The sequence below is a fragment of the Pseudomonas fluorescens group sp. PF-1 genome (assembly GCF_054481335.1).
In genome coordinates, this window is record NZ_JBTMNG010000002.1 from 2,669,050 (window position 1) to 2,688,935 (window position 19,886).

Below are 19,886 nucleotides of genomic sequence, written 5' to 3' on the forward strand. Positions count from 1 at the left end.
ATCAGCGCGCGATAATCAAAGGATGGCCACGTTCCGGGTGGCGCTGAATCAGGACCTGCAAGCCATAGACCGCTTCCAGCGCTTCGGCGGTCAGGACTTCGTCCGGGGGGCCGTAGGCGTGGGGGCGACCGTCCTGCAACAGCAGCAGATGATCGCAATAGCGCGCGGCAAGATTGAGGTCGTGCAGGATCACCAGCACCGCCGCGCCGCGCCCGGCGAAATCGCGCACCGCTTGCAGGGTGGTGTGCTGGTGCAGCGGGTCGAGCATTGACGTCGGTTCATCGAGCAACAGGGTCTGCCCCTCGGCGCCCGGCCACAATTGCGCGAGCACCCGCGCCAGGTGCACGCGCTGGCGCTCACCCCCGGACAGGGCCAGATAACTGCGTCCGGCCAGGTGCAAGGCGTCGGCGGCGCTGAGCGCCTCGGCGACGATTTGCGCATCGCGCACCCGGCCACTGGCATGGGGCAAACGGCCCATGGCCACGACTTCATTGACCGAAAAGGCGAAGTTCAGGCTCGAACTCTGGGGCAACACCGCCAGTCGTCTGGCCCGCTCCTGACCTGGCCAGTCGCTCAGCTTTTGCCCGTCAAGGCTGACCGTGCCCTCGCTGGCCGCAAGCTCATCGCACAAGGCCGCGAGCAGGGTGCTTTTGCCGGCGCCGTTCGGTCCCAGGACGCCGAGGACCCGGCCCGGATGCAACTGAACATCGATGCCCGCCAACACGGTGCGACTGCCGCGCCGTACTGCCAGGTTGTTTGCGCGCAACATCAGGAACGCCCCCGCACCAGCAAGTACAGGAAGAAGGGCGCACCGATGAGTGCCGTGACGATGCCGATCGGCAATTCGGCCGGCGCCAACAGCAAACGGGCGACCAGATCGGCCAGCAGCAACAGGCTGGCACCGGCGAGCAATGACGCCGGCAACAACACCCGATGATCCGGACCGACCAGCAGGCGCATCAGGTGCGGAACCACCAGGCCGATAAAGCCGATCAACCCCGCGGCGGCCACGGCGGCACCGACGCCCAGCGCCGTGCACAACACCAGTTCCAGTTTGATCCGCTCAACGTTGAACCCCAGGTGACGCGCTTCCGATTCGCCCAGCAGCATCGCATTGAGTGCCGCAGCGCGACGGGGCAACCACAACGCCACGCCCACGGCCACGATCAGCAACGGCCACAAGCGTGAGTAACTGGCACCGTTGAGGCTGCCCAGGTTCCAGAAGGTCAGGGTGCGCAGCGTGGCGTCATCCGCCAGGTAGGTGAACAGCCCGACCCCGGCGCCGGCCATCGCCGTCATGGCCACGCCTGCCAACAGCAGGGTCGCGACGTCGGTCTGGCCATTGCGGCGCCCGAAGCGATACACCACCGCCGTGACGATCAGGCCACCGACGAACGCACTGACCGACAGCAGATAAGGTTCGATGGCTGGCGGCAGTCCACCGATCAGGCTGCCGCCGACAATGGCGAGGGCCGCGCCCAGCGCCGCACCGCCGGACACGCCGACCAGCCCCGGATCAGCCAGCGGGTTGCGAAACAGCCCCTGCATGGCCACGCCGGACAATGCCAGCACCGAACCGACCGCGATGCCGAGCAAACTGCGCGGCAGACGGATTTGACCGAGAATCAGCTGCGCCTGCTGGGTATCGGCGCCGTCCAGGGGCAGCCCGAGTAGCCTAAAACCCGCCAGCCAGGTTTCGCCCAGCGGCAGGCTGACGGGCCCGAGGGCCAGGGACAGCCAGAACACCAACAGCAGCAACAGGGCCAGGCCTGTCAGCAACGGACGCGGCCGGATAATCGCCGTCATCGTCGGGCCCCGGCAGTCCGGGCCAGGCACGCATCGGCGCAGAGCAGAAGGGGTTTCACAGGCATCAGGGACTTCCTTGGTCGATCAAAGACGTAGACGGTGGCGGCAAGGTCAGGCACCACCGGTGACTGATTGCTGAAAAGATCAGACTTTACTGGCGGCCAGGTAAGCACCCAAACGCCGCCCCATTTCCTCGCCCAGGGCCTGCAAGCCACTGAGCGGACGAACCATGACCTCGAACTCGACAATTTTTCCCTGTTCGTTGAAGCGGATCAGGTCGATGCCTTTGAGCTGTTTCTCGCCGACCCTGGCGCTGAATTCCAGCACCACATTCAAGCCGTCGGCGGTGGCCAATTCGCGGTGGTAGGCAAAGTCCTGAAAGACGTTGAACACCGTGTTGAGAATCATCGAGACCACCGGTGCGCCCGGGTATGGCGTATGGGCCATTGGCGAGCGGAAGATCGCATTCGGGTCGAGCAACCCGGGCAGGGCACTCAAGTCGCCGCTGCGGATCATCGCGTGCCACTGGTCCAGGGACGCGGCGGCGTCGGCTTGCAGTTTCAGTCCAGACATTTTCAACTCCTGTTTTTTGTTGTTGTTCAAACCTTGCCTGATGCGGTTTCTCGACGGCGCCGGGTAATGGCCTCGACGGCATCGTCCGCCCACACACTGTAGATCGCCGGGCCGGGATGAAAACCATCCCGTGCCATCGAACCGGCCACGGGCGCCAGGCGGGTGGTCAGCATCGTACAGTGATCGTTGCCAGTCGCCAGCCCGGCGAGCCGTGTATTGAAACGCTCCGCCCGATTGCCCAGGTACCAGCGCAGCGGCTGCGGCAATGCGGGAAACAGGTGCATGGGTGGAAGAGGGGACATGACGATCTGCGTCGCCGCGAATTTATCGCGCAGCACATCGATCAACTGCTGTTGCAAGGTGATCCACTGATCGACCGACAACGTGCTGGTGACATCGTTGACGCCAATGGACAGCAGCACCACATCGAAGGGTTGCGGCGGGTGCTGTTCGAGCAGATCCAGCAGCGCCCGCGAGTCCAGGCCGGAGCGCGCCCAGAGCTTCCAGAGCACCCGATGATCGTTGGCCAGACGGCTGACCACTTGACCGCTCAGGGCTTCAGTCTGAGTCGATGCGCCGACACCGGCAGCGGCGCTATCACCCACAATCAGCACACGAAGGTCTTTGCCGGAGCCCGCCACACCTTCGCGCTCGCCCTCGGCTTCCGGAAGCTTTGGCGTGACCCGACGGGTGTGTGCACCCTGCATGAGCAACAAGGGGCCGAGCAGGATGTTGGCCAGCGTTTCAATCTTGCTCATACCGAGGCTCCTGAGAGAAGAGCCATAGATTCGCTTAAAAATCGCCCACGAAAAAGCCCGGCTGATCAGGCCGGGCTTTTTGCGGATATTGCAGTGAGGCGATGTGTTCAGGCGACAGTGTTGCCTTGCAGGCGATCAGAGCCATCGGCAGCGACGGTGTTGCCTTGCAGGCGATCAGAGCCATCAGCGGCGACAGTGTTGCCTTGCAGGCGATCAGAGCCATCGGCAGCGACGGTGTTGCCTTGCAGGCGGTCGGAGCCATCGGCAGCGACAGTGTTGCCTTGCAGGCGGTCCGAACCATCGGCGGCGACGCGGTTTTCGATCAGGCGGTCCGAGCCACCTTCAGCCACACGGCTTTCAATCAGACGATCCGAGCCACCTTCAGCGACAACAGGCTGAACAGAGGTCGCGGCAAAAGCGTTAACGGCGAAGATCGAAAAAGCGATGCTGAGGATGGTTTGGCGTTTCATGATCGTGTGCTCCAGGGGTGTTGTTTGTTGGGTATGGAGCCCATGTTACGCCGCGGATTTTTTAAGAGAACTTCATTGAGTCAATGGTGACTATCGACGCAGTCAATGAATGGGCCAAGGCACTTTGTGCAGGCACCGGCTTGCCGGCGATGGTCATCTCAAGGGCACCATCGCCCTCCCGCTGGATACCGCTGGCTTCATTGCTCAGTGATACAAAGCTCCCCGGTGGCGCGTATCAGTGCCTGGCCATGCAGCGCATCCTTGATCAGGCCGGAACGCTGGGCGGCCAACCAGGCCGGGCAGTCCGGGTCCACGCGATAAGGCGCGAAATCGGCGTATTGCTGCAGCAGTCGGTTTTGCAATTCGTCCAGTTGTGGCCTGATTTTATTGAGGTCCGGCCGTGGCACGTCAGGCGCCTTGCTCGCCGCTTGCCACTGCGCCAGCAAGCCGTACTGCACCAGTTTGTTGGCTTCGATCTGGGCGGCGATCAACTCGGACGCGTCCTCCGGGTCCACTTTGTGTTCGATCGCCTGCCGGCGGGCATTGGCGATGACCAGCGTCTCCCGGGCGGTATCCTGGATCGGCTTGCCACTGTCCCATTTGGTCAGTGCCACCTGATCAGCAAGATTCAAGCGCTCGTTGATCGTGGCCAGCAGCGGTTGCAACGCATCGGGTGCCGGGGTGGGAGCAGCGGCCTGGGTGCCACTGGCGAGAGCGCCAAGCAGGGCTCCCGTCAGCAGCGGTGAAAGGCGCGAAAAGTGGAGCATAAGCAGACCTCATCGGGAGCGGAGTTCATACAGAGGTCTTATGTAGCACAGGCGCGACGAACGGACGAGTGGTCACGGCGCAATCAAGCGCACTGAGGCTCGGCCAGCCGCCGCTCAATCTGCGCCAGCTCCCAGGTGCTGAGCAGACTCACCGGGTCGGTGCCGTAACGCTGCCAACCGGCGAGCGTACGACCGTCCGAGCTGAGGCAATGCAGGCAGTGGCGCAGTTGATGCGCCTCGACCTCCAGCGTCAGGTGCCAACCCTCGATGTCGACCTGCACCTGGCCGGCCACGGCTTGTTCGTCCAGGCGCGTTAACGTACGAATGCCTTGGGCGACGTCACGCAATTGCTGATAAACCTCGCGAGCGGTCAAGGGGGGCACAAGTGTCTCCGACAGATACAGGGCAGGGGGGAATGGGGTGGCACAGGATAATCGATCAAGCACAAAACAGGTGCCCATGAAAAAGCCCGGCTGATCAGGCCGGGCTTTTTGCGGGTATGGCGGTGAGGCGATGTGTTCAGGCGACAGTGTTGCCTTGCAGACGGTCGGAGCCATCGGCAGCGACAGTGTTGCCTTGCAGGCGGTCGGAGCCATCAGCGGCGACAGTGTTGCCTTGCAGGCGGTCGGAGCCATCAGCGGCGACAGTGTTGCCTTGCAGGCGGTCCGAACCATCGGCTGCGACGCGGTTTTCGATCAGGCGGTCCGAGCCACCTTCAGCGACAACAGGCTGAACAGAGGTCGCGGCAAAAGCGTTAACGGCGAAGATCGAGAATGCGATGCTGAGGATGGTTTGGCGTTTCATGATCGTGTGCTCCAGGGGTGTTGTTTGTTGGGTATGGAGCCCATGTTACGCCGCGGATTTTTTAAGAGAACTTCATTGAGTCAATGATGACTATCGACGCAGTCAATGACTGTACGGCGGCGCTTTAGGCAGGCGCCGGTTCGTTTTATCAAGCGCCCCCGGTACAGATATCACCGCGCAATCGCCAACTACGAGTGTCCGTCAACAACCTGCCGCGCATGACACCTGAATCAATCCGGCTGCTCGTCATCCGCAGGCACCAACTTCCAACTGTCATCCGGATCAAACAGCTTCATCGACTGCGCCAGCTTTTCACCTTCCGGCCCCAGGTCTTTCTCGAATACCTGACCGTCATGGCTGATCATGAAACTCATCACGCCGCTCTCGCCGTACTTCGCCGGCCAGGCGATCAGTGCAAAGCCCCGGCTCATCTTGTCGCCGATCAGGTAGCTATAGGCACCGCCGGGTGCCGAAGGACCCTGGCCATCGAGGATGCGGAATCGGTAGCCATGCCAGTCCTGGCCGGCAATGGTCTTGCCGAACTCGGGGCCCAGCGGGCTGATCTGACCACTGTTGTCGTCCGCCCAGTAGAGCCCGTCGTGCTGGCCCGGGGTGCTGAAGATTTTCTGCGCGTATTCAAGTGCGCCGTCACCGTCACGGTCCACCGATGCGTAGTCCATCTGCGCGTCGTGATAAGCCAGCGCCGATTGCACGGCGGCGAGTTCGTTGCGACCAATCTGACGAGCGCGGATTTCGGCGTTGCCAGCCTTGATGTCGAAGCGCCAACCTTGCGCGCTTTTGACCAGGGGAATAGGCAATGTCCAGTGGTCACGTCCTACCGACAGAATCGCCTTGCCGTCGCTGGTTTTTTCAATGCGGTGTTGCTCGCGGTATTGCTTCAAAAACGCATCCACGTCCTTGCGCTCCGCGCCTGCGCGCGGGATGTAGGTGCGCCATTCGTTGCCCAGCAGCTCGGTCAGGCGTTTCTGATCGGCGTGTTTTGTGCCCAGTGCTTCGACGAACGCCTGGGCAGCCTTTTCCGGAGTTGGAAATGCCTGCTGCGCCATGGCCATGCATGACCAGGCCAAGCCGGCCGTGATCGCCAGGGCACTGCCAAGCAAGCCCTTGAGAGTCGGTACTCGAGGATGGTTATTCAACGGCGGCCCCCCCTTTGACGCGCGGGTGGAGTGGACGGCCGACTGATTTGTTGACCGGCTGAACGCGAAGCGCTGGGACGCTGGACGGATGCCTGACTGGCCCGGCCACGACTGGCTTGCAGGTTGGCCTGGGACGGCGAGCGCGCGCCGGCGAAGGCGTTGTCGCGGGCACTGCCCCGGCTGGCGGGCTTCGCGGCCGGCCGGTTTTGCGTGGTCTGGCGTGCCTGTGCATTGCCCTGTGCGCGTTGATTGACCTGCGCCGTCTCTCTCCTGGACGTCTGATTCTCCCGAGTATTCCTGGCCGCGCCCTGGCCTCTGTCAGCTGCTTGCGGTCGATCTGTGGCCCTGGACCTGTCGGCTGCCTTGGGCCGGTCTGCCCCGGCTTGCAACCGATTGCCCGAGTCTCGCGCCTGGGCTTCGCGGGCCCGATCCCGGGCTTCGAGGTTGCTGGTGGCCGGTCGTTCGATGCCGTGTTTGTCCATCGAACTACGGGCCCTGTCACGCGCCTGGGCACGCTGGGCATTGTCCCCCCGATAAGCCTCACGTTGATTGGCACCGTCCAGTTGACGGCCGTACTGTTCGCGGCTCCTGGTGTCTCGATAGGGCACGCCATTGCGATGCACGGGGTTGTGCTGCCAGCTGTTATTGGTGATTCGGTTGTTGCCATTGATGTTGTTGTAGCGATTGACGTTGATGTCGACGTCGTTATTGCCCCAGTCGCATTCCCCCCATAACGCGCCAATGATCGCCACACCGGTCCCGAACGCCAGCCCGGCCATCAACGCCTGACCGGGGTAATAGGCCGGTGGCGGTGGATAGTAGGCTGGCGGCGACGCTGGATAAGGCCAGGTGCCGTAGGTGGTGGTCGGGTTATAGGTGGGTACGTACACCACCTGCGGATCAGCGGGCTGAATGATGATGGTGGAGCTGCTGCTGGCAGGGGGCGGAGCGGACGCTGTGGTCGTGGGGGCCGCTGCCGGGGCGGGTGCGGCCACGTTCTGGATGGTCACGTTCTGATACTGGTTGCTCTGCAGGTTGCCGGCGGCTTGTGCCTGACGACGCAAGCGTTGCACCCCCTCCATGACATCGTCCGGTTGTGCCAGGAAGGCATCACCCAAGCGCTGAACCCACACCGGGTCCTGTCCCAGCGTCGCCAGGACCTGGGGGAAGGCGACCAGCGCCTGCACACTGGGGTCCCACGGCTGGTTTGCCACTTGCTTGACCGCGTCATCGCCCTTGGCGTCCGGACTGGCTTTCGACCAGGTGACCGCTTCGGCGACTTCCCCAGGGTAGGTAGTAGCCATCAACACCTGTGCCAGCAGTGGGTCCGGGTAAAGCGCGATGGGCGCCAGCATCTGATCCAGTTGCTCCTGGGTAAACACGGCATCTTTCGCGGGCGCCGGGATCGGCGTGCCGGGGGCAGGGTTGGCGGTGGTGGTGGCGGTCTCTGCGGTCTGTGCAATGCAGGGCGCGCCGCTCAAAAACAGCAGCGCTGACAACGCATAAAGAATTGGAAGGCGCATCGCAGCCCCCTGTGATCTGGCAATTGGAAAGGAGTGGATCAATGCCAGGGAGGTGACAGCTGACTTTGCAAGCCACAGACCTCGATGCCGTTCAGTAATAGTAGCAAACAAAAAATATCTGCCACTGAGATCGGCGCGCAGCCAGGGGGCGATTGCCTGCGCGGTAAGCAGGTGGGCGCCAGATGGGGCAGTCGGCCGACTACCCCCGAAAATCCACGAAGGTTATTCACGCGGAAAAATGGCGCCTCAGCCGTCCGTTTTCACCTTGGGAATGTACGCGGCACTGCCGGATTCATGGGCGTGAAACAGGCGGGCGCCGTTGTTGGGCCTGGTGGTGATCAACTGATGATCGGCAGTCAGATAACCCAGCGGCAACCGATTGATGTCTTCGTACTGTTCGAAAATGATCGTGCGTTCGGGATTCCAGCGCTCGCCACTTTTCTTCTCCAGCCACGCCATGAGCGCTGTGCTGTCACCGGTTTTTGGCAGGTCCGAGTCCGGCAGTACGTAGTAGAACGGTGAGCCGTGGTTTTGCAGGTACATGGGCAACTTGTTGTCGACGTCTACCAGCACCAGGCGCCATTCGTTCCACGGCGCCGTTTTGCTGGCTTCGGCACGCACATCCCTGGTGAACTGCATGACGCCGCCGTCTCCGCCGTTGGTCCAGGGGTAGACGACACCCAGAATCAACCATAAAAAAACCGCCGCACCGGCAATGCCCTTGGTCCAGCCGGGGCCGCTGACTTTACCGGCAGCCTCGCGTTCGGCCATGCGCCGGGTGACCCACCAGGCCGCCAGCAATTGGGCAAACGGCACCAGCGGCAATACGTAATAACTGCGCCGGCTGCCACTGGCGGTGAAGAACAGGAACAACAACCCCAGGCCGCCGATCAGCCAGCGAACGTTGGGCTCGGTGTGCTTCCAGCTGCGCACGGCCACCCACAGACCGAGTATCCAGCAGGGCGCCCAGGGCAGGGTGTAGACCGGCAGATAAAGCAGATAGGTGTAGATCGGGCCAAATTGGTCGAAAGGCTGAAAGAACCGGACCACGTTTTCCCGAAAGACCAGATCCAGCCCGCTCTGTCCGTAGCTAGGTGTGCCGTAACGATGCGACAGCAGGAACGGCAACATGTAGAACGCGCCCGCAATCAGTATCGCCAGGCACAGACGTGGATTGAGGTGGTTTTTCCAGCGCCCTTCGCCCAGCAGGTGCGGCAGCAGGATCAGCCCGGGAAGAATGAACCCGATCAAACCCTTGAACAGCGATGTCAGCGCCAGTATCAGAAAAAATACGAGATAGCGACTCAGGCGCGTGTCGTTGGGGCCGCGCCAATACCACCAGACCGCGCCCAGGACACCGCAAACCGTGAGGATGTCCGCCGTGGCGACCCGAGCCCAGAACACGAAAAAGAACGTCGTTGCCAGAAACCAGCCAGCGATCAGGCCCGTACCTTTGCGATACAACTGTTCGCCGATCAGGTAGACCAGCCAGACACTCAGCCACGCCGACAAGACCGAGGGCAGGCGTAGGGACCAGTGCCCGAGGCCGCCCATCAAATGGGCCGTGGCCGTGATCAACCAATAGGAGGGCAGTGGCTTGTCGTAATAGGGCATGCCCTTGAGATAAGGGTCGAAATAATCGCCAGTTTGCAACATTTGCAGGGCGATGTTGGCCCAGCGGGTTTCCGGGCCCCAAAGCTCTCTGGCGCCCAGCCCGAAAAGCAACAAGAGCGCGGACACGCCCAGCAAAAGGTACAGCGCACCCTGATCACTTTTCAGAAAGCTGACTAACGATTTTTTCATGAGTGGTTCGCACGTTGCGCTCACCGTGACGTCGGCGAAGCGGCTGAATCGTCAAGGCTATCGGTTGAAATGTGATGAAATTGTCAGTAGATCGCGAACAAATCATTCGTTGCGATTCAAGTCCAGTTAACACATGCATTAATGCAGGGCTGTGAACAACGGCATGAACAATTGTTCATGTAAGAGCGGTGGAACGGGGGAGGGTGGTGGCGTGTTTCACTTGATTGACCCATCACGGCATCGAGTGTGCTGCGATGGGGCTGAAGCAAAATAGTAGGCAACTAACGCGTTGGCATGACCATGGCCCATGCCATGTTCGGATTTGAGTAAGGCCACCAACTCCATGTGCTTCTTGCTGCTGACTGATTCGAGCAGATTCAGCCAGTGAGTGATGGGGTGCCCGTACCTTTTTTCAATGGAGGGGAAGTAAGACGCCGGCCCTTTGATCTTTGAGTCTTCGGTCATGAGGCAAACTCTTTTTTGGCTTGGGTGATGGCAAACCCTGCGACTGGCCGAATTCGAGCGAAGTTAGGCAACGAAGGCTGAAATGCAGCGAACAAGAAATAACCGGCGGACCAGGCCGGACTTTTCTGCAGGGTACTCTCTCGTAAAGGACAATTCCTTCCGACTTTAAAGACTCTTCCTACATCTATCTGCTTTTTGCCTTGGTAGCGTGCGTGCCAATTTTCGCGAGCACGAACCAGGGACGGTTTGGACATCGCGCTTCTTTTCCTCCTGCTTAAGGATAAGCGTATGTTCCGGTCGACCAATGCGGCGCATTTCGTGCTGCCGACTCCTGCTATTTGTCACGACCTCGACTATCTGGCCGACCAACCGTTAACCGACCATCCTGACATCGTCGAACTGCTGACGGTGTCGACCCAACAATCACCGTTGAGCCGCGTGCAACGTGCAGCGGAGCTGGCACATGAGCGCTCGACCCAGCTACCGGGAGACGTGCCGTGACAGCCCAACCACCGCTCCGAGGCGCGGCCAACATTGCCGCCATGGCCAAGAGCGCCCAAGACATCCGTTCGCCCATCGGCCTGTGCCCCTTGATGAGCGAAAAAGTGCAGTTGCTGCCGCTGCGCTATGGACTGGTCGAGCACCTTGACCCCTCATCCGAACTGACCCTGCCGTTCAAGCTGAACAGCCAGCCCCTGGGCATACGCCTGCTGCGCGACGGTTACCTGTACATCATCGACAACGGCACCGGCTACCTGCATGAATACCGCGTTGAGCAGGGGCAGATCAGCAAGCTGTTGTGGCAGGGCCCGGAAGTGGCGGGCGATACGCGCACCACGTCGGTTGGCGAGCCTCATTTGGTCTTCGCCCGGCAACACACCTTGTTTGCCAGCTATTCGGAAATCCAGTGGACGGCCTTCAAGTGTTCGCAAGTGCTCAAGGACGCCGCCGAGCGTGAGCGCTTGATGCAACGCATCGAGCTGGCCAAAGCCTGTCCGGACCGGGGCGGCGCCGATTTGCTGAGCCGGCGCCAGGCCCAAACCTGGCTGGCCGAGGTTGCGGAAGCGGACGCGCCCGCCCAGGGCCACGAGTCATTGCCTGAGGGCGCCCATCCGCAAGAGCGCCAGCCTTACGTTTGGGAAGACAGGCCGCTGTTCAAGGCCACGGTGATCGAAGCACTCACCAGTCAGGTACTGGGGAGTTATCAGAACGACTGCCTGTTCCTGGTCTTGCGCGATGACTTTGGCGTGATGCGCGATCTGGCCAGCGCCCAACTGAACGTCGCGGACTGGATCGAGCAGTGGAGCGCCGACGACGCGGCCCAGCGCCAGTACCTCACCGGCGCCTACATCCAGTCCTTGTACGAGGTGACACCGGCGCGCCTTGAGGCGCTGGCCACCCGCGATGCCGATGTCAAAGCCTTGATAGAAGACACCGACGCTGCGCAGCAGGCCGCCCTTGAAGAGTATCTGCGCATCCGGCGTGACCATGACGGGCCGCCGATCCATGGCGATGAGGCCCATTGGCGCAAGGCCGCGACAAGCGATCCCTATGCGCGAGCCACCGTCAACCTGCAGGACGCCTTGGGCGCAGTGCTGTGGCAAAAACATCAGAGCACCATTGCCAGACTCCACGGGCAAACCTGGGAAGCATTGCACGGCGAGGCTATCGGCCAGCGTGGCATTGATCATCTGGTCAATCGGGCGGAGATGGAAGCATCCGTCCGCCGGCAGCAAACGCTGCTCAGCCACTGGCACAAGCGTCTGCAGGTCATTCGCGAAGACCGCTTGAACATGATCGTCGCCGGCCATTTTCACCGTGCCGCCTGGTATTACGACTTCCGCAACGATGCCCAGATCCGCCATCGCCTGGAAACCGAATTCGTCTGCGTGGCGGCCCTGTGCGGGAACCGCGAAGCCACCGAAAAACTGGCCGCCTACCTACAAAGCAACCTGCTCACCGTCGTGCCGGGGCTGGACACCTTGACCCAGGTCGATCAGCTCGACGTGAGCAAGAAACTCATGGACCTGAGCAGTTTCTCGATCACCCTCGGCACGGCGCCGGAAAACCTTGCCAACGTGCAGGTGCTGAGCAATCAGTTCAGAAGCCTGATGAACGAGCGGTTGCCGAATTTTGAGGACCTGAATACGCGATTCAGGGGGCTGCAGAGTTTGTTGGATGGGGCGTATAACCCGGCGAGGCAATTGAAGATTGCGGACAGGCTCGATCTAGCGCTTCGAGATTTCCGCCAGGGAGCTTCAATTGACCCCAACAGCTTCATTCGTGACCTAGGCGTACCGGCACGTTTGCAACTTTTACGCGAATTTTCCCGCAGCGGCTTGACCCTGCGGGCGGCGTCGACGGCCGAAATCCAGGCGTTCAACCAGACCCGCGATGCCGCGCTCGACCTGCGCCGCCAGCTCAAGGACACCTACAAACAGCGCCATCGCGAGCTGGCGCGGCAAATCTATGGCCTGACCGAGCCCGGTGGCGAGCAGAGGCTTAACCAGCGGATCATCAGTCTCAAGACCGCGTTGGTCCCGCTGGAAGACCAGCTGAGCCGGGCCCTGACCGTCGGCGCGGGTGGGCCCTGGCAAATCGGCACCGTGATCGATGGCATGGCCCCGGCGCTGCGTGACGAAATGGTGCGCACCGTGCGTGATTTTCGCGCCACGGGGACGTTTGGCCAGCCTCTGATGAGTGCGTTGAAGTCCGGGGGCGACGGGATTGCGTTGTTGCTGTTTGTTTATCAGGGGCAGAAGTTTGTAGAGGTGTTGAGTGCGCTTGGTAAGGATACTTATCGCTCGTTATCAAGCCTGGGAGCACTTGTTGAGGCGTTCATTGTAATGTCAGCTGCTGGCTTTGCCGCAGTACAAGGCCTGTCCGTGACGATCTTGCAAGCACATATCGCGCAAATGGACAGCGCTGCCGGCAAACTCAATACCATGAGCCGTTTAGGTCGCTGGAGTGGTATCGCAGGAGTTGGGGCATTTGGATTTGGTGTCTTGGCTGCCGCCATTGATCTGGGAAAACATACGCAGCAATGGGCTAAAGCTCTGGCCCAGGGCAATCACCAGGCCCTGGCGGCCACGACCCTGCAAATCGCCGGCGACGGCATCCTCGTGGGCACCAACACCTGGGGCGCCAAACACACGACGTCGATCATCAACCAGATCCTCAAAAACCCCACCGAACTGCGGGCGCTGGCCTGGGCCGAAGCCAGTCCACGGCTGCTGAGCATCGCTGCCAGGGCCAACCTGGTGGGGCTGATCGGCACGGCCCTGCAACTGGTGGGCGAAGGTTTGTACAACTACTTCAACCTGGACGAACTGCAAAAATGGCTGCAAGCCAGCGCCTGGGGCAAGGCCAATCTGCAACGCAGTCTGGCCGAGGACTGGAGCGCGTTGGCCCGGGTGGTGCAACAGCCCACCTGCGAACTGGTGCGCGAGGGTGAACGCACCTATGTGCAACTGCGACTGCCCGGCGTGCGCACCCGGGAAATGGACAGTCGTCAGCTGCATTTGCAGGCCTATCGTCAAACCCGCGATCTGAATCGCCCTCGGCCCCACAGTCGGCAGTTACCACCGGCCCGCTGGCAGGAATGCAGCGCGGCATGGGCGGCGGTTGCCGTGGTCGCCAGCCAGGAAGAGGAGGCCCTGACCCTACACCTGCCCATCGGCAAAGGTATACAAAAATGGGATTTCGCCCTGGCGATCAACATCGGTTACCAACTGGAGCCCGGGCGCGACTTGCTTCACCGCACCTGCTTCGTCCTGAGCGACCTGCGCATCGCCACAGTGCGGGGGGTACGTTTGCCGACTGAGGGCCGATTCAAGCTTGAGGCCGTGGACAGCTTGCCCCGTGGTACGGGCGATGCCCCTTACTGGGGGTTCACCCGAGACGAAATGGCGACGGTCGATGTTTAGCCAACTGTTCAAACGCAAAAACAAACCGGAAACCACCAAGCCGGCACCGGACATTCGCAGCCAACGGCCCAGCGCCGGGGAGCTGCGGGTTCGGGGCTTGAATGAAACGCTGTTTCTGGCGCCGTTGCCGGTGTACACCGGGCAGACGCCAGTCTCTCGGCGTAATTTTTCGGCGATGAATGAGACCTATCTGGAGTTGGGGGGGAGCAACTACGGGATGGTTGAACAGGGAAAGAGATTGGCAGTGTTTATTCTGATGATCTTGTTTATGGCTTTTCTAGCTCCCTGTTTAGTGGTTTTGTATTGGGTGCTTTTTTATCCAGAAAACATTCGTGAGCCGTTAAACGAACTTATTAACGCAATCAAGGTGTTTTCCAGTTATGCGCTTTTGTCCGTATTACCAATCGGAGCAATGGTCTACGGCATACTCTCCAACGTCCGCACCCTGGCCAAAAGCTACCCGGTGCGCTTCAACCGCCAGCGTCGCGAAGTCTGCTACATCGACGACACCACCCACCGCGTGCTGATCGTGCCCTGGGAAAGCGTGGTGGCCTGGGTCGCTCGCAGCCAGGGCGTCACCAGCTACGGCGTGATGCGCGATTACACCTTCGGCATGGGCCTGGAGGACGAAGCGCACGACACCGTGCAATTCATCCTGTCGGCCCAGCCCAGCGATGCCCATGCACTGGGCATGTGGACGGCCATACGCAACTACATGGAAGAAGGGGAGTTGGTCGATACGCCCAACCCCATGCTCGCTGCGTTAAGCATCACCTTGAGCGAAGACGAGCTCAAACCCTATGAAGGGTTGCACACGTTTGAAATCGAGCGGCTTGACGCCCGGTTCATGGGCGACCTCGATGACGGCATGGATGACGCCTACCGAAAGCGTTATGGGTATCCCCAACCGACGAGATGGCCCCTGCGCTGGTGGTACGTCCGCCGCGTCCTGACCTTTTGGAAAATGCCCTACCTGATCGCCGAGTGGGCCCACCGTAAGGGCCGCCCGACCCTGCCGAAAAGTGTGCAAACCTGGTCCCGACCACTGCCCCCCGAGCAATGGGCCCAACCCAGCCCGGCGCTGCAAAAAGCCAACGCACTGGTGAAAACCGCGATGGACAAAAAAGGGGCGAACTTCATCGATGCCTGCAAAGCGGCGGGGCTGCATTGAGCGCGCTGTGGCAAACGAGAAAGTGGACTCACTGGTGGTTCACCCGAGACGAGATGGCGACAGGCGATGTTTAGCCAACTGTTCAAACGCAAAAACAAACCGGAAACCACCAAGCCGGCACCGGACATTCGCAGTCAGCGGCCCAGCGCCGGGGAGCTGCGGGTTCGGGGCTTGAATGAAACGCTGTTTCTGGCGCCGTTGCCGGTGTACACCGGGCAGGTGCCGGTCTCTCGGCGTAACTTTTCGGCGATGAATGAGACTTATCTGGAGTTGGGAGGGAGTAACCGGGGGATTGTCGAGCAGGGGAAGATCCTTGCGTTTGGTATTTGGCTTGTTTTGTTTACAGCCTTTGTTTTTCCGAGTCTCGTAATTATTCATGGAGTGCTTTTTTATCCAGAAAACTTCACGAACCCGCTCCAAGATCTACTCATGTTTTTGAAGGTTTCGACGCTGGTTTCTCTGGGGGCGATTTTCCCTATCGGCGCCTTCATCTACGGCATGCTCTCCAACGTCCGCACCCTGGCCAAAAGCTACCCGGTCCGCTTCAACCGCCAGCGCCGCGAAGTCTGCTACATCGACGACACCACCCACCGCGTGCTGATCGTGCCCTGGGAAAACGTGGTGGCCTGGGTCGCTCGCAGCCAGGGCGTCACCAGCTACGGCGCGATGCGCGATTACACCTTCGGCATGGGCCTGGAGGACGAAGCGCGCGACACCGTGCAATTCATCCTGTCGTCCCAGCCCAGCGATGCCCATGCACTGGGCATGTGGACGGCCATACGCAACTACATGGAAGAAGGGGAGTTGGTCGATACGCCCAACCCCATGCTCGTTGTTCTGGGCCTGACGCCAACCGAGGACGAGCTCAAGCCTTATGAAGGCCTGCATACGTTTGAGATAGAGCGTAAAGGGGCACGTTTCATGGGCTCATTAGACGATGGCGCCGAGCACCTGAGCGCCGAACAGCGTCACCGTTACGGTTATGGCAAGCGCACGCCATGGCCCCTGCGCTGGTGGTACGTCCGCCGCGTCCTGACCTTCTGGAAAATGCCTTACCTGATCGCCGAGTGGGCCCACCGCAAGGGCCGCCCGACCCTGCCGCAAAGCGTGCAAACCTGGTCCCGACCACTGCCGCCCGAGCAATGGACCAAGCCCAGCCCGGCGCTGCAAAAAGCCAACGCACTGGTGAAAACCGCGATGGACAAAAAAGGGGCGAACTTCATCGATGCCTGCAAAGCGGCGGGGCTGCATTGAGCGCGCCGTTGCAAACGAGGCAGGCTCGGTGTACTGCCTTTCGATGAGATTCGAATAGTACGTATTCGTGATTTGCAAAAGACGGTCAAGGCGTGCGGCGGTTTGAGGCGGTAAGCGTCCGGCAAGAAAGGACGTCTTTCTGGGTAACGCATCCGCGAGGGCAATGGTAGACGGTGGCAGCGCGTCGGGAAGTATGAGATCGAACCGGGATTTTGAAGTGATCAGCGACTATGTGTTTGCGCCATGTGCTGCTGTCTGGAGAACCAACGAACACGAAAAAGCCCGGCTGATCAGGCCGGGTTTTTTGCGGATATTGCGGTGAGACGATGTTTTCAGGCGACGGTGTTGCCTTGCAGGCGGTCGGAGCCATCGGCAGCGACGGTGTTGCCTTGCAGGCGGTCGGAGCCATCGGCAGCGACGGTGTTGCCTTGCAGGCGGTCGGAGCCATCGGCAGCGACGGTGTTGCCTTGCAGGCGGTCGGAGCCATCGGCAGCGACGGTGTTGCCTTGCAGGCGGTCGGAGCCATCGGCAGCGACGGTGTTGCCTTGCAGGCGGTCGGAACCATCGGCAGCGACGGTGTTGCCTTGCAGACGGTCGGAGCCATCGGCAGCGACGGTGTTGCCTTGCAGGCGGTCGGAGCCATCGGCAGCGACAGTGTTGCCTTGCAGGCGGTCGGAGCCATCGGCAGCGACGGTGTTGCCTTGCAGGCGGTCGGAGCCATCAGCGGCGACGGTGTTGCCTTGCAGGCGGTCCGAACCATCGGCGGCGACGCGGTTTTCGATCAGGCGATCCGAGCCACCTTCAGCGACAACAGGCTGTACAGAGGTCGCGGCAAAAGCGTTAACGGCGAAGATCGAGAATGCGATGCTGAGGATGGTTTGGCGTTTCATGATCGTGTGCTCCGGGGTGTTGTTTGTTTGGTATGGAGCCCATGTTACGCCGCGGTATTTTTAAGAGAACTTCATTGAGGTGATTGTGAACATCGACGGGATTGATAGGGCGAGCAGAACACCGCTGGTGAGCGTGATGAAGAGGCGAAGCCTATGCAGCGGCACATTGATTACATTGGGTATCAACTGTAATTCGCGATCATGCCGTTATCAGTAAAGCCAATCAGAAATAGAGTCCGCCTGACGATGTTGTCTTCTGCGCAGTTAAGGTGCCTCTCATGATTCAGAGCATGATCAAAACGGCGGGGCTGGCGGCCCTGCTTGTCGCAAGCGCGGCAATGCCACTCGCCCAGGCCCAACCCTTGCCACTCGATAAAGTCGGTGCCTTGCATAATGAAGACGTGGAATGGCGCAACTTTCCGGCTTTCCCGAAAGAAGTGAAACTCGCTGTAATCGCCGGCGACCCCAGTAAACCTGCACCTTATGTAGTGCGAGTCAAAGTGCCCAATGGCATCAAATTAATGCCCCATACCCATCCGGAAGATCGTATCTACACCGTCATGTCCGGTGTGTTCTACATCGGCTTTGGCACTGTTTTCGATCCAGACAAACTGGTGGCCTATGGTCCGGGGAGTGTGGTGATACTCCCGGCCAATACGCCGCACTTTCATTGGGCGAAATCAGGGGAGTACATCTCGCAAGTCTACGGAACGGGGCCGCTGGGGCTTGAATACATCGATAGCCATGATGATCCGCGCAACGCGTCGAAGTGACAACGCCGCGCCCAGGTCAATACCCCTGTAGGAGCGAGCCTGCTCGCGAAAAACCCGAGGGCGTCGCAGGTGCCCGATTGCCAACGAAGCGGGCGCCATCAGGCAGCCCGCGTTTTCACACAACCTGGTGCACCACGGAGACACGCCCGGTGCGCTAGGCTGGGTATTCGATAATCCGGGATTACGTAGTGGGCAATTGCGCCGACCAGTGTTTCATCTCTTCGGCAATGAAATGGTTAACCAAGTCGCTATACAACTTTTCGATCGCATCCGGGCTCAGGCCTTCGGCCTCTGCCCATTCGCGGCGGGTCGCGAGCATGGCATTGAATCGCTCCTGGGCCCGCACCGAGGCCGCCGAGGTCTTGAATTTCGAAGCCGCAAGCACGTACTGGAAACGCTTGCCCAACAGCTTGATGACGGCCCGGTCGAGGGCATCGATCTCGCGTCTGATGTCCTCCATTCCGGCGCATTCTGAGGGTTGCAATTGATTGGAAACGTCCATGTGAGTCACTCCCTTTGCTGAAATAAATTGTGAAACGGCTGATGTGTTATTCAGGGTCTGCCTTTCCCGAGTGTCTCGAGCCGGTTACCTACCGATAAGCTCTCTTGCAGTGTCTGCCAATTGGCTACCTACCCGTGCTTTTAGCGTTTCTATGAAGCGGGTTATCTTCGCATCGACAAACTGTCGGGACGTGTAAACGGCATAAACATTGCGCTCGTAGGTATGGTACTCCGGCAAAACACGCACGAGTTTTCCCGAGCGCAGATCGTCGATGGCCGAGAATCCGGCCAATAAGCCAATCCCCGCTCCGGATCGAACGGCGACTGCCATTGCATCCATATCATTTACGCTAAAGCTCGGCCCGGTGGGTACGAAAGTGGCGGTGCCGGATTTGCTTCTCAGTTGCCATTCATCCCGTGCGTAATCAACGGTTCCCAGCAACAGGCACTGATGATCGTTGAGGTCTTCAGGCGTCGCCGGCGGTGCATGTTGTGCCAGGTAGGCAGGGGACGCGACCAGCACGCAATGACTGACCCCAATCTTTTGACTGACGTACGCTGAATCCGGCAGCGTTCTGGCAATCAGAATTGAAACATCCAGTTGGTCTTCCAGCAGGTTCGGCATCCGTTGGGATAGCAGCAAATCTACTGTGACTGCCGGAAACTCCTTGCGGTACTCAAGGACGGCGCTGGTCACCAGATGACGCGCAAGGCCGGGCACGCTATGCACCCGTAGCGTGCCCATGGGTTCCAGGATCGAATCACTTGCTTCGGCTTCAGCGTTTTCGAGGTCGGCCAGGATTGCCGTACAGCGCTCGTAAAATCGTCGACCGGCGTCAGTCACGGAAAGGCGGCGAGTGGACCTTTGCAGCAGGCGGGCATCGAGCATTGTTTCGAGCGCAGAGACGGCACGGGACACATTGCCGACCGTCGAGTCCAGATGGTTGGCCACTGCAGTGAAGGTGCCCATCTCAACGACTTTTACGAACACAGACATATTTGAAAATTTGTCCATCCCTACCGTCCTTTTCTACCGGTTTAACGCTCAAATTACAGAGAAAATCCACTGAGGCTGTTCAGTGCTCGTGAGCGCAACGCCACCACCCACCGACCCCGCATCATGGACGTTGAATGTTGAGGACACAACTCGACGACGGCGCGTGATCTTCCCTCTGCACACAACAATGATTCCCTCGTGGCTATCTAAATCAAACCTGTCGCCCTCCATAGACTTGATTGCACGGG

General features: G+C 60.3%; 20 protein-coding genes. 5 read left to right on the plus strand and 15 right to left on the minus strand.

The features are described 5' to 3' along the window. Window position 1 precedes the first annotated feature (1 nt). From ACX3YD_RS27170 to ACX3YD_RS27225, 12 genes are all read right to left on the minus strand, one after another. The gene (locus ACX3YD_RS27170; protein ID WP_458961493.1) at window positions 2-769 is read right to left on the minus strand and encodes a heme ABC transporter ATP-binding protein; all 768 of its coding nucleotides are present in this window, start codon (window positions 767-769) and stop codon (window positions 2-4) included. Next, window positions 769-1,752: a FecCD family ABC transporter permease gene (locus ACX3YD_RS27175; RefSeq protein ID WP_458962085.1), complete on the minus strand. Its 984-nt coding sequence runs from the start codon at window positions 1,750-1,752 to the stop codon at window positions 769-771. Before ACX3YD_RS27175 ends, ACX3YD_RS27170 begins: the two co-directional genes overlap by 1 nt. A 198-nt stretch (window positions 1,753-1,950) precedes the next feature. Then, window positions 1,951-2,379 (minus strand): nuclear transport factor 2 family protein, encoded by a 429-nt coding sequence (locus ACX3YD_RS27180; protein WP_103406263.1) that lies wholly within the window; start codon window positions 2,377-2,379, stop codon window positions 1,951-1,953. A 26-nt stretch (window positions 2,380-2,405) separates the two neighbouring features. Continuing rightward, window positions 2,406-3,137 carry an SGNH/GDSL hydrolase family protein gene (locus ACX3YD_RS27185; protein WP_458961494.1) on the minus strand — a complete coding sequence of 244 codons (732 nt, stop codon included), beginning with the start codon at window positions 3,135-3,137 and terminating at the stop codon, window positions 2,406-2,408. A 107-nt stretch (window positions 3,138-3,244) separates the two neighbouring features. Beyond that, window positions 3,245-3,607 (minus strand): hypothetical protein, encoded by a 363-nt coding sequence (locus ACX3YD_RS27190; protein WP_458961495.1) that lies wholly within the window; start codon window positions 3,605-3,607, stop codon window positions 3,245-3,247. A gap of 197 nt (window positions 3,608-3,804) precedes the next feature. Next, a complete protein-coding gene (locus ACX3YD_RS27195; protein ID WP_458961496.1) occupies window positions 3,805-4,374 on the minus strand; it encodes a chorismate mutase in 570 nt (189 codons plus the stop codon). An 83-nt stretch (window positions 4,375-4,457) separates the two neighbouring features. Continuing rightward, the gene (locus ACX3YD_RS27200; protein ID WP_458961497.1) at window positions 4,458-4,757 is read right to left on the minus strand and encodes a DUF7693 family protein; all 300 of its coding nucleotides are present in this window, start codon (window positions 4,755-4,757) and stop codon (window positions 4,458-4,460) included. A gap of 136 nt (window positions 4,758-4,893) precedes the next feature. Continuing rightward, a complete protein-coding gene (locus tag ACX3YD_RS27205) occupies window positions 4,894-5,178 on the minus strand; it encodes a hypothetical protein (protein ID WP_458961498.1) in 285 nt (94 codons plus the stop codon). A gap of 230 nt (window positions 5,179-5,408) precedes the next feature. Further along, a complete protein-coding gene (locus ACX3YD_RS27210; protein ID WP_458962086.1) occupies window positions 5,409-6,251 on the minus strand; it encodes a DUF2950 domain-containing protein in 843 nt (280 codons plus the stop codon). An 80-nt stretch (window positions 6,252-6,331) separates the two neighbouring features. Next, on the minus strand, window positions 6,332-7,858 hold the full coding sequence (locus ACX3YD_RS27215) for a DUF3300 domain-containing protein (RefSeq protein WP_458961499.1): 1,527 nt from the start codon (window positions 7,856-7,858) through the stop codon (window positions 6,332-6,334). 246 nt (window positions 7,859-8,104) lie between these two features. Continuing rightward, a complete protein-coding gene (locus ACX3YD_RS27220) occupies window positions 8,105-9,661 on the minus strand; it encodes an ArnT family glycosyltransferase (RefSeq protein WP_458961500.1) in 1,557 nt (518 codons plus the stop codon). Window positions 9,662-9,877: 216 nt separating this feature from the next. Next, a complete protein-coding gene (locus tag ACX3YD_RS27225; RefSeq protein ID WP_103406269.1) occupies window positions 9,878-10,126 on the minus strand; it encodes a DUF4287 domain-containing protein in 249 nt (82 codons plus the stop codon). 288 nt (window positions 10,127-10,414) lie between these two features. On the opposite strand from ACX3YD_RS27225, the gene ACX3YD_RS27230 reads away from it, so the two are divergent. The 4 genes from ACX3YD_RS27230 to ACX3YD_RS27245 all read left to right on the plus strand — a co-directional run bounded on the left by ACX3YD_RS27230 (window position 10,415) and on the right by ACX3YD_RS27245 (window position 16,477). Continuing rightward, complete coding sequence (locus ACX3YD_RS27230; RefSeq protein WP_458961501.1) at window positions 10,415-10,627, plus strand: hypothetical protein; 213 nt, start codon at window positions 10,415-10,417, stop codon at window positions 10,625-10,627. Beyond that, entirely contained in the window at window positions 10,624-14,052 is a 3,429-nt protein-coding gene (locus tag ACX3YD_RS27235) for a toxin VasX (RefSeq protein ID WP_458961502.1), read from the plus strand. Before ACX3YD_RS27230 ends, ACX3YD_RS27235 begins: the two co-directional genes overlap by 4 nt. After that, complete coding sequence (locus tag ACX3YD_RS27240; protein WP_458961503.1) at window positions 14,045-15,223, plus strand: hypothetical protein; 1,179 nt, start codon at window positions 14,045-14,047, stop codon at window positions 15,221-15,223. Before ACX3YD_RS27235 ends, ACX3YD_RS27240 begins: the two co-directional genes overlap by 8 nt. 429 nt (window positions 15,224-15,652) lie before the next feature. Continuing rightward, window positions 15,653-16,477 (plus strand): DUF6708 domain-containing protein, encoded by an 825-nt coding sequence (locus ACX3YD_RS27245; RefSeq protein ID WP_458961504.1) that lies wholly within the window; start codon window positions 15,653-15,655, stop codon window positions 16,475-16,477. A 332-nt stretch (window positions 16,478-16,809) separates the two neighbouring features. Here ACX3YD_RS27245 and ACX3YD_RS27250 read toward each other — a convergent pair whose 3' ends face one another. Continuing rightward, the gene (locus ACX3YD_RS27250) at window positions 16,810-17,367 is read right to left on the minus strand and encodes a hypothetical protein (RefSeq protein ID WP_458961505.1); all 558 of its coding nucleotides are present in this window, start codon (window positions 17,365-17,367) and stop codon (window positions 16,810-16,812) included. 278 nt (window positions 17,368-17,645) lie between these two features. Between ACX3YD_RS27250 and ACX3YD_RS27255 the strand changes: the two genes are divergently transcribed. Continuing rightward, entirely contained in the window at window positions 17,646-18,140 is a 495-nt protein-coding gene (locus ACX3YD_RS27255) for a cupin domain-containing protein (RefSeq protein ID WP_103406909.1), read from the plus strand. 181 nt (window positions 18,141-18,321) lie between these two features. Here the strand turns inward: ACX3YD_RS27255 and ACX3YD_RS27260 are convergent, their stop codons facing one another. Further along, on the minus strand, window positions 18,322-18,642 hold the full coding sequence (locus ACX3YD_RS27260; RefSeq protein ID WP_458961506.1) for an isochorismate lyase: 321 nt from the start codon (window positions 18,640-18,642) through the stop codon (window positions 18,322-18,324). A gap of 84 nt (window positions 18,643-18,726) precedes the next feature. Next, a complete protein-coding gene (locus ACX3YD_RS27265) occupies window positions 18,727-19,656 on the minus strand; it encodes a LysR family transcriptional regulator (protein ID WP_458961507.1) in 930 nt (309 codons plus the stop codon). Window positions 19,657-19,886 lie beyond the last annotated feature (230 nt).

Excerpts from the sequence above, each read along its gene's own strand:
- ACX3YD_RS27170 (WP_458961493.1), bottom strand. The coding sequence starts at position 769 with ATGTTGCGCGCAAACAACCTGGCAGTACGGCGCGGCAGTCGCACCGTG.
- ACX3YD_RS27180 (WP_103406263.1), bottom strand. The coding sequence starts at position 2,379 with ATGTCTGGACTGAAACTGCAAGCCGACGCCGCCGCGTCCCTGGACCAG.
- ACX3YD_RS27185 (WP_458961494.1), bottom strand. The coding sequence starts at position 3,137 with ATGAGCAAGATTGAAACGCTGGCCAACATCCTGCTCGGCCCCTTGTTG.
- ACX3YD_RS27190 (WP_458961495.1), bottom strand. The coding sequence starts at position 3,607 with ATGAAACGCCAAACCATCCTCAGCATCGCTTTTTCGATCTTCGCCGTT.
- ACX3YD_RS27195 (WP_458961496.1), bottom strand. The coding sequence starts at position 4,374 with ATGCTCCACTTTTCGCGCCTTTCACCGCTGCTGACGGGAGCCCTGCTT.
- ACX3YD_RS27205 (WP_458961498.1), bottom strand. The coding sequence starts at position 5,178 with ATGAAACGCCAAACCATCCTCAGCATCGCATTCTCGATCTTCGCCGTT.
- ACX3YD_RS27210 (WP_458962086.1), bottom strand. The coding sequence starts at position 6,251 with ATGGCCATGGCGCAGCAGGCATTTCCAACTCCGGAAAAGGCTGCCCAG.
- ACX3YD_RS27215 (WP_458961499.1), bottom strand. The coding sequence starts at position 7,858 with ATGCGCCTTCCAATTCTTTATGCGTTGTCAGCGCTGCTGTTTTTGAGC.
- ACX3YD_RS27220 (WP_458961500.1), bottom strand. The coding sequence starts at position 9,661 with ATGAAAAAATCGTTAGTCAGCTTTCTGAAAAGTGATCAGGGTGCGCTG.
- ACX3YD_RS27225 (WP_103406269.1), bottom strand. The coding sequence starts at position 10,126 with ATGACCGAAGACTCAAAGATCAAAGGGCCGGCGTCTTACTTCCCCTCC.
- ACX3YD_RS27230 (WP_458961501.1), top strand. The coding sequence starts at position 10,415 with ATGTTCCGGTCGACCAATGCGGCGCATTTCGTGCTGCCGACTCCTGCT.
- ACX3YD_RS27240 (WP_458961503.1), top strand. The coding sequence starts at position 14,045 with ATGTTTAGCCAACTGTTCAAACGCAAAAACAAACCGGAAACCACCAAG.
- ACX3YD_RS27245 (WP_458961504.1), top strand. The coding sequence starts at position 15,653 with ATGTTTTTGAAGGTTTCGACGCTGGTTTCTCTGGGGGCGATTTTCCCT.
- ACX3YD_RS27250 (WP_458961505.1), bottom strand. The coding sequence starts at position 17,367 with ATGAAACGCCAAACCATCCTCAGCATCGCATTCTCGATCTTCGCCGTT.
- ACX3YD_RS27255 (WP_103406909.1), top strand. The coding sequence starts at position 17,646 with ATGATTCAGAGCATGATCAAAACGGCGGGGCTGGCGGCCCTGCTTGTC.
- ACX3YD_RS27260 (WP_458961506.1), bottom strand. The coding sequence starts at position 18,642 with ATGGACGTTTCCAATCAATTGCAACCCTCAGAATGCGCCGGAATGGAG.
- ACX3YD_RS27265 (WP_458961507.1), bottom strand. The coding sequence starts at position 19,656 with ATGGACAAATTTTCAAATATGTCTGTGTTCGTAAAAGTCGTTGAGATG.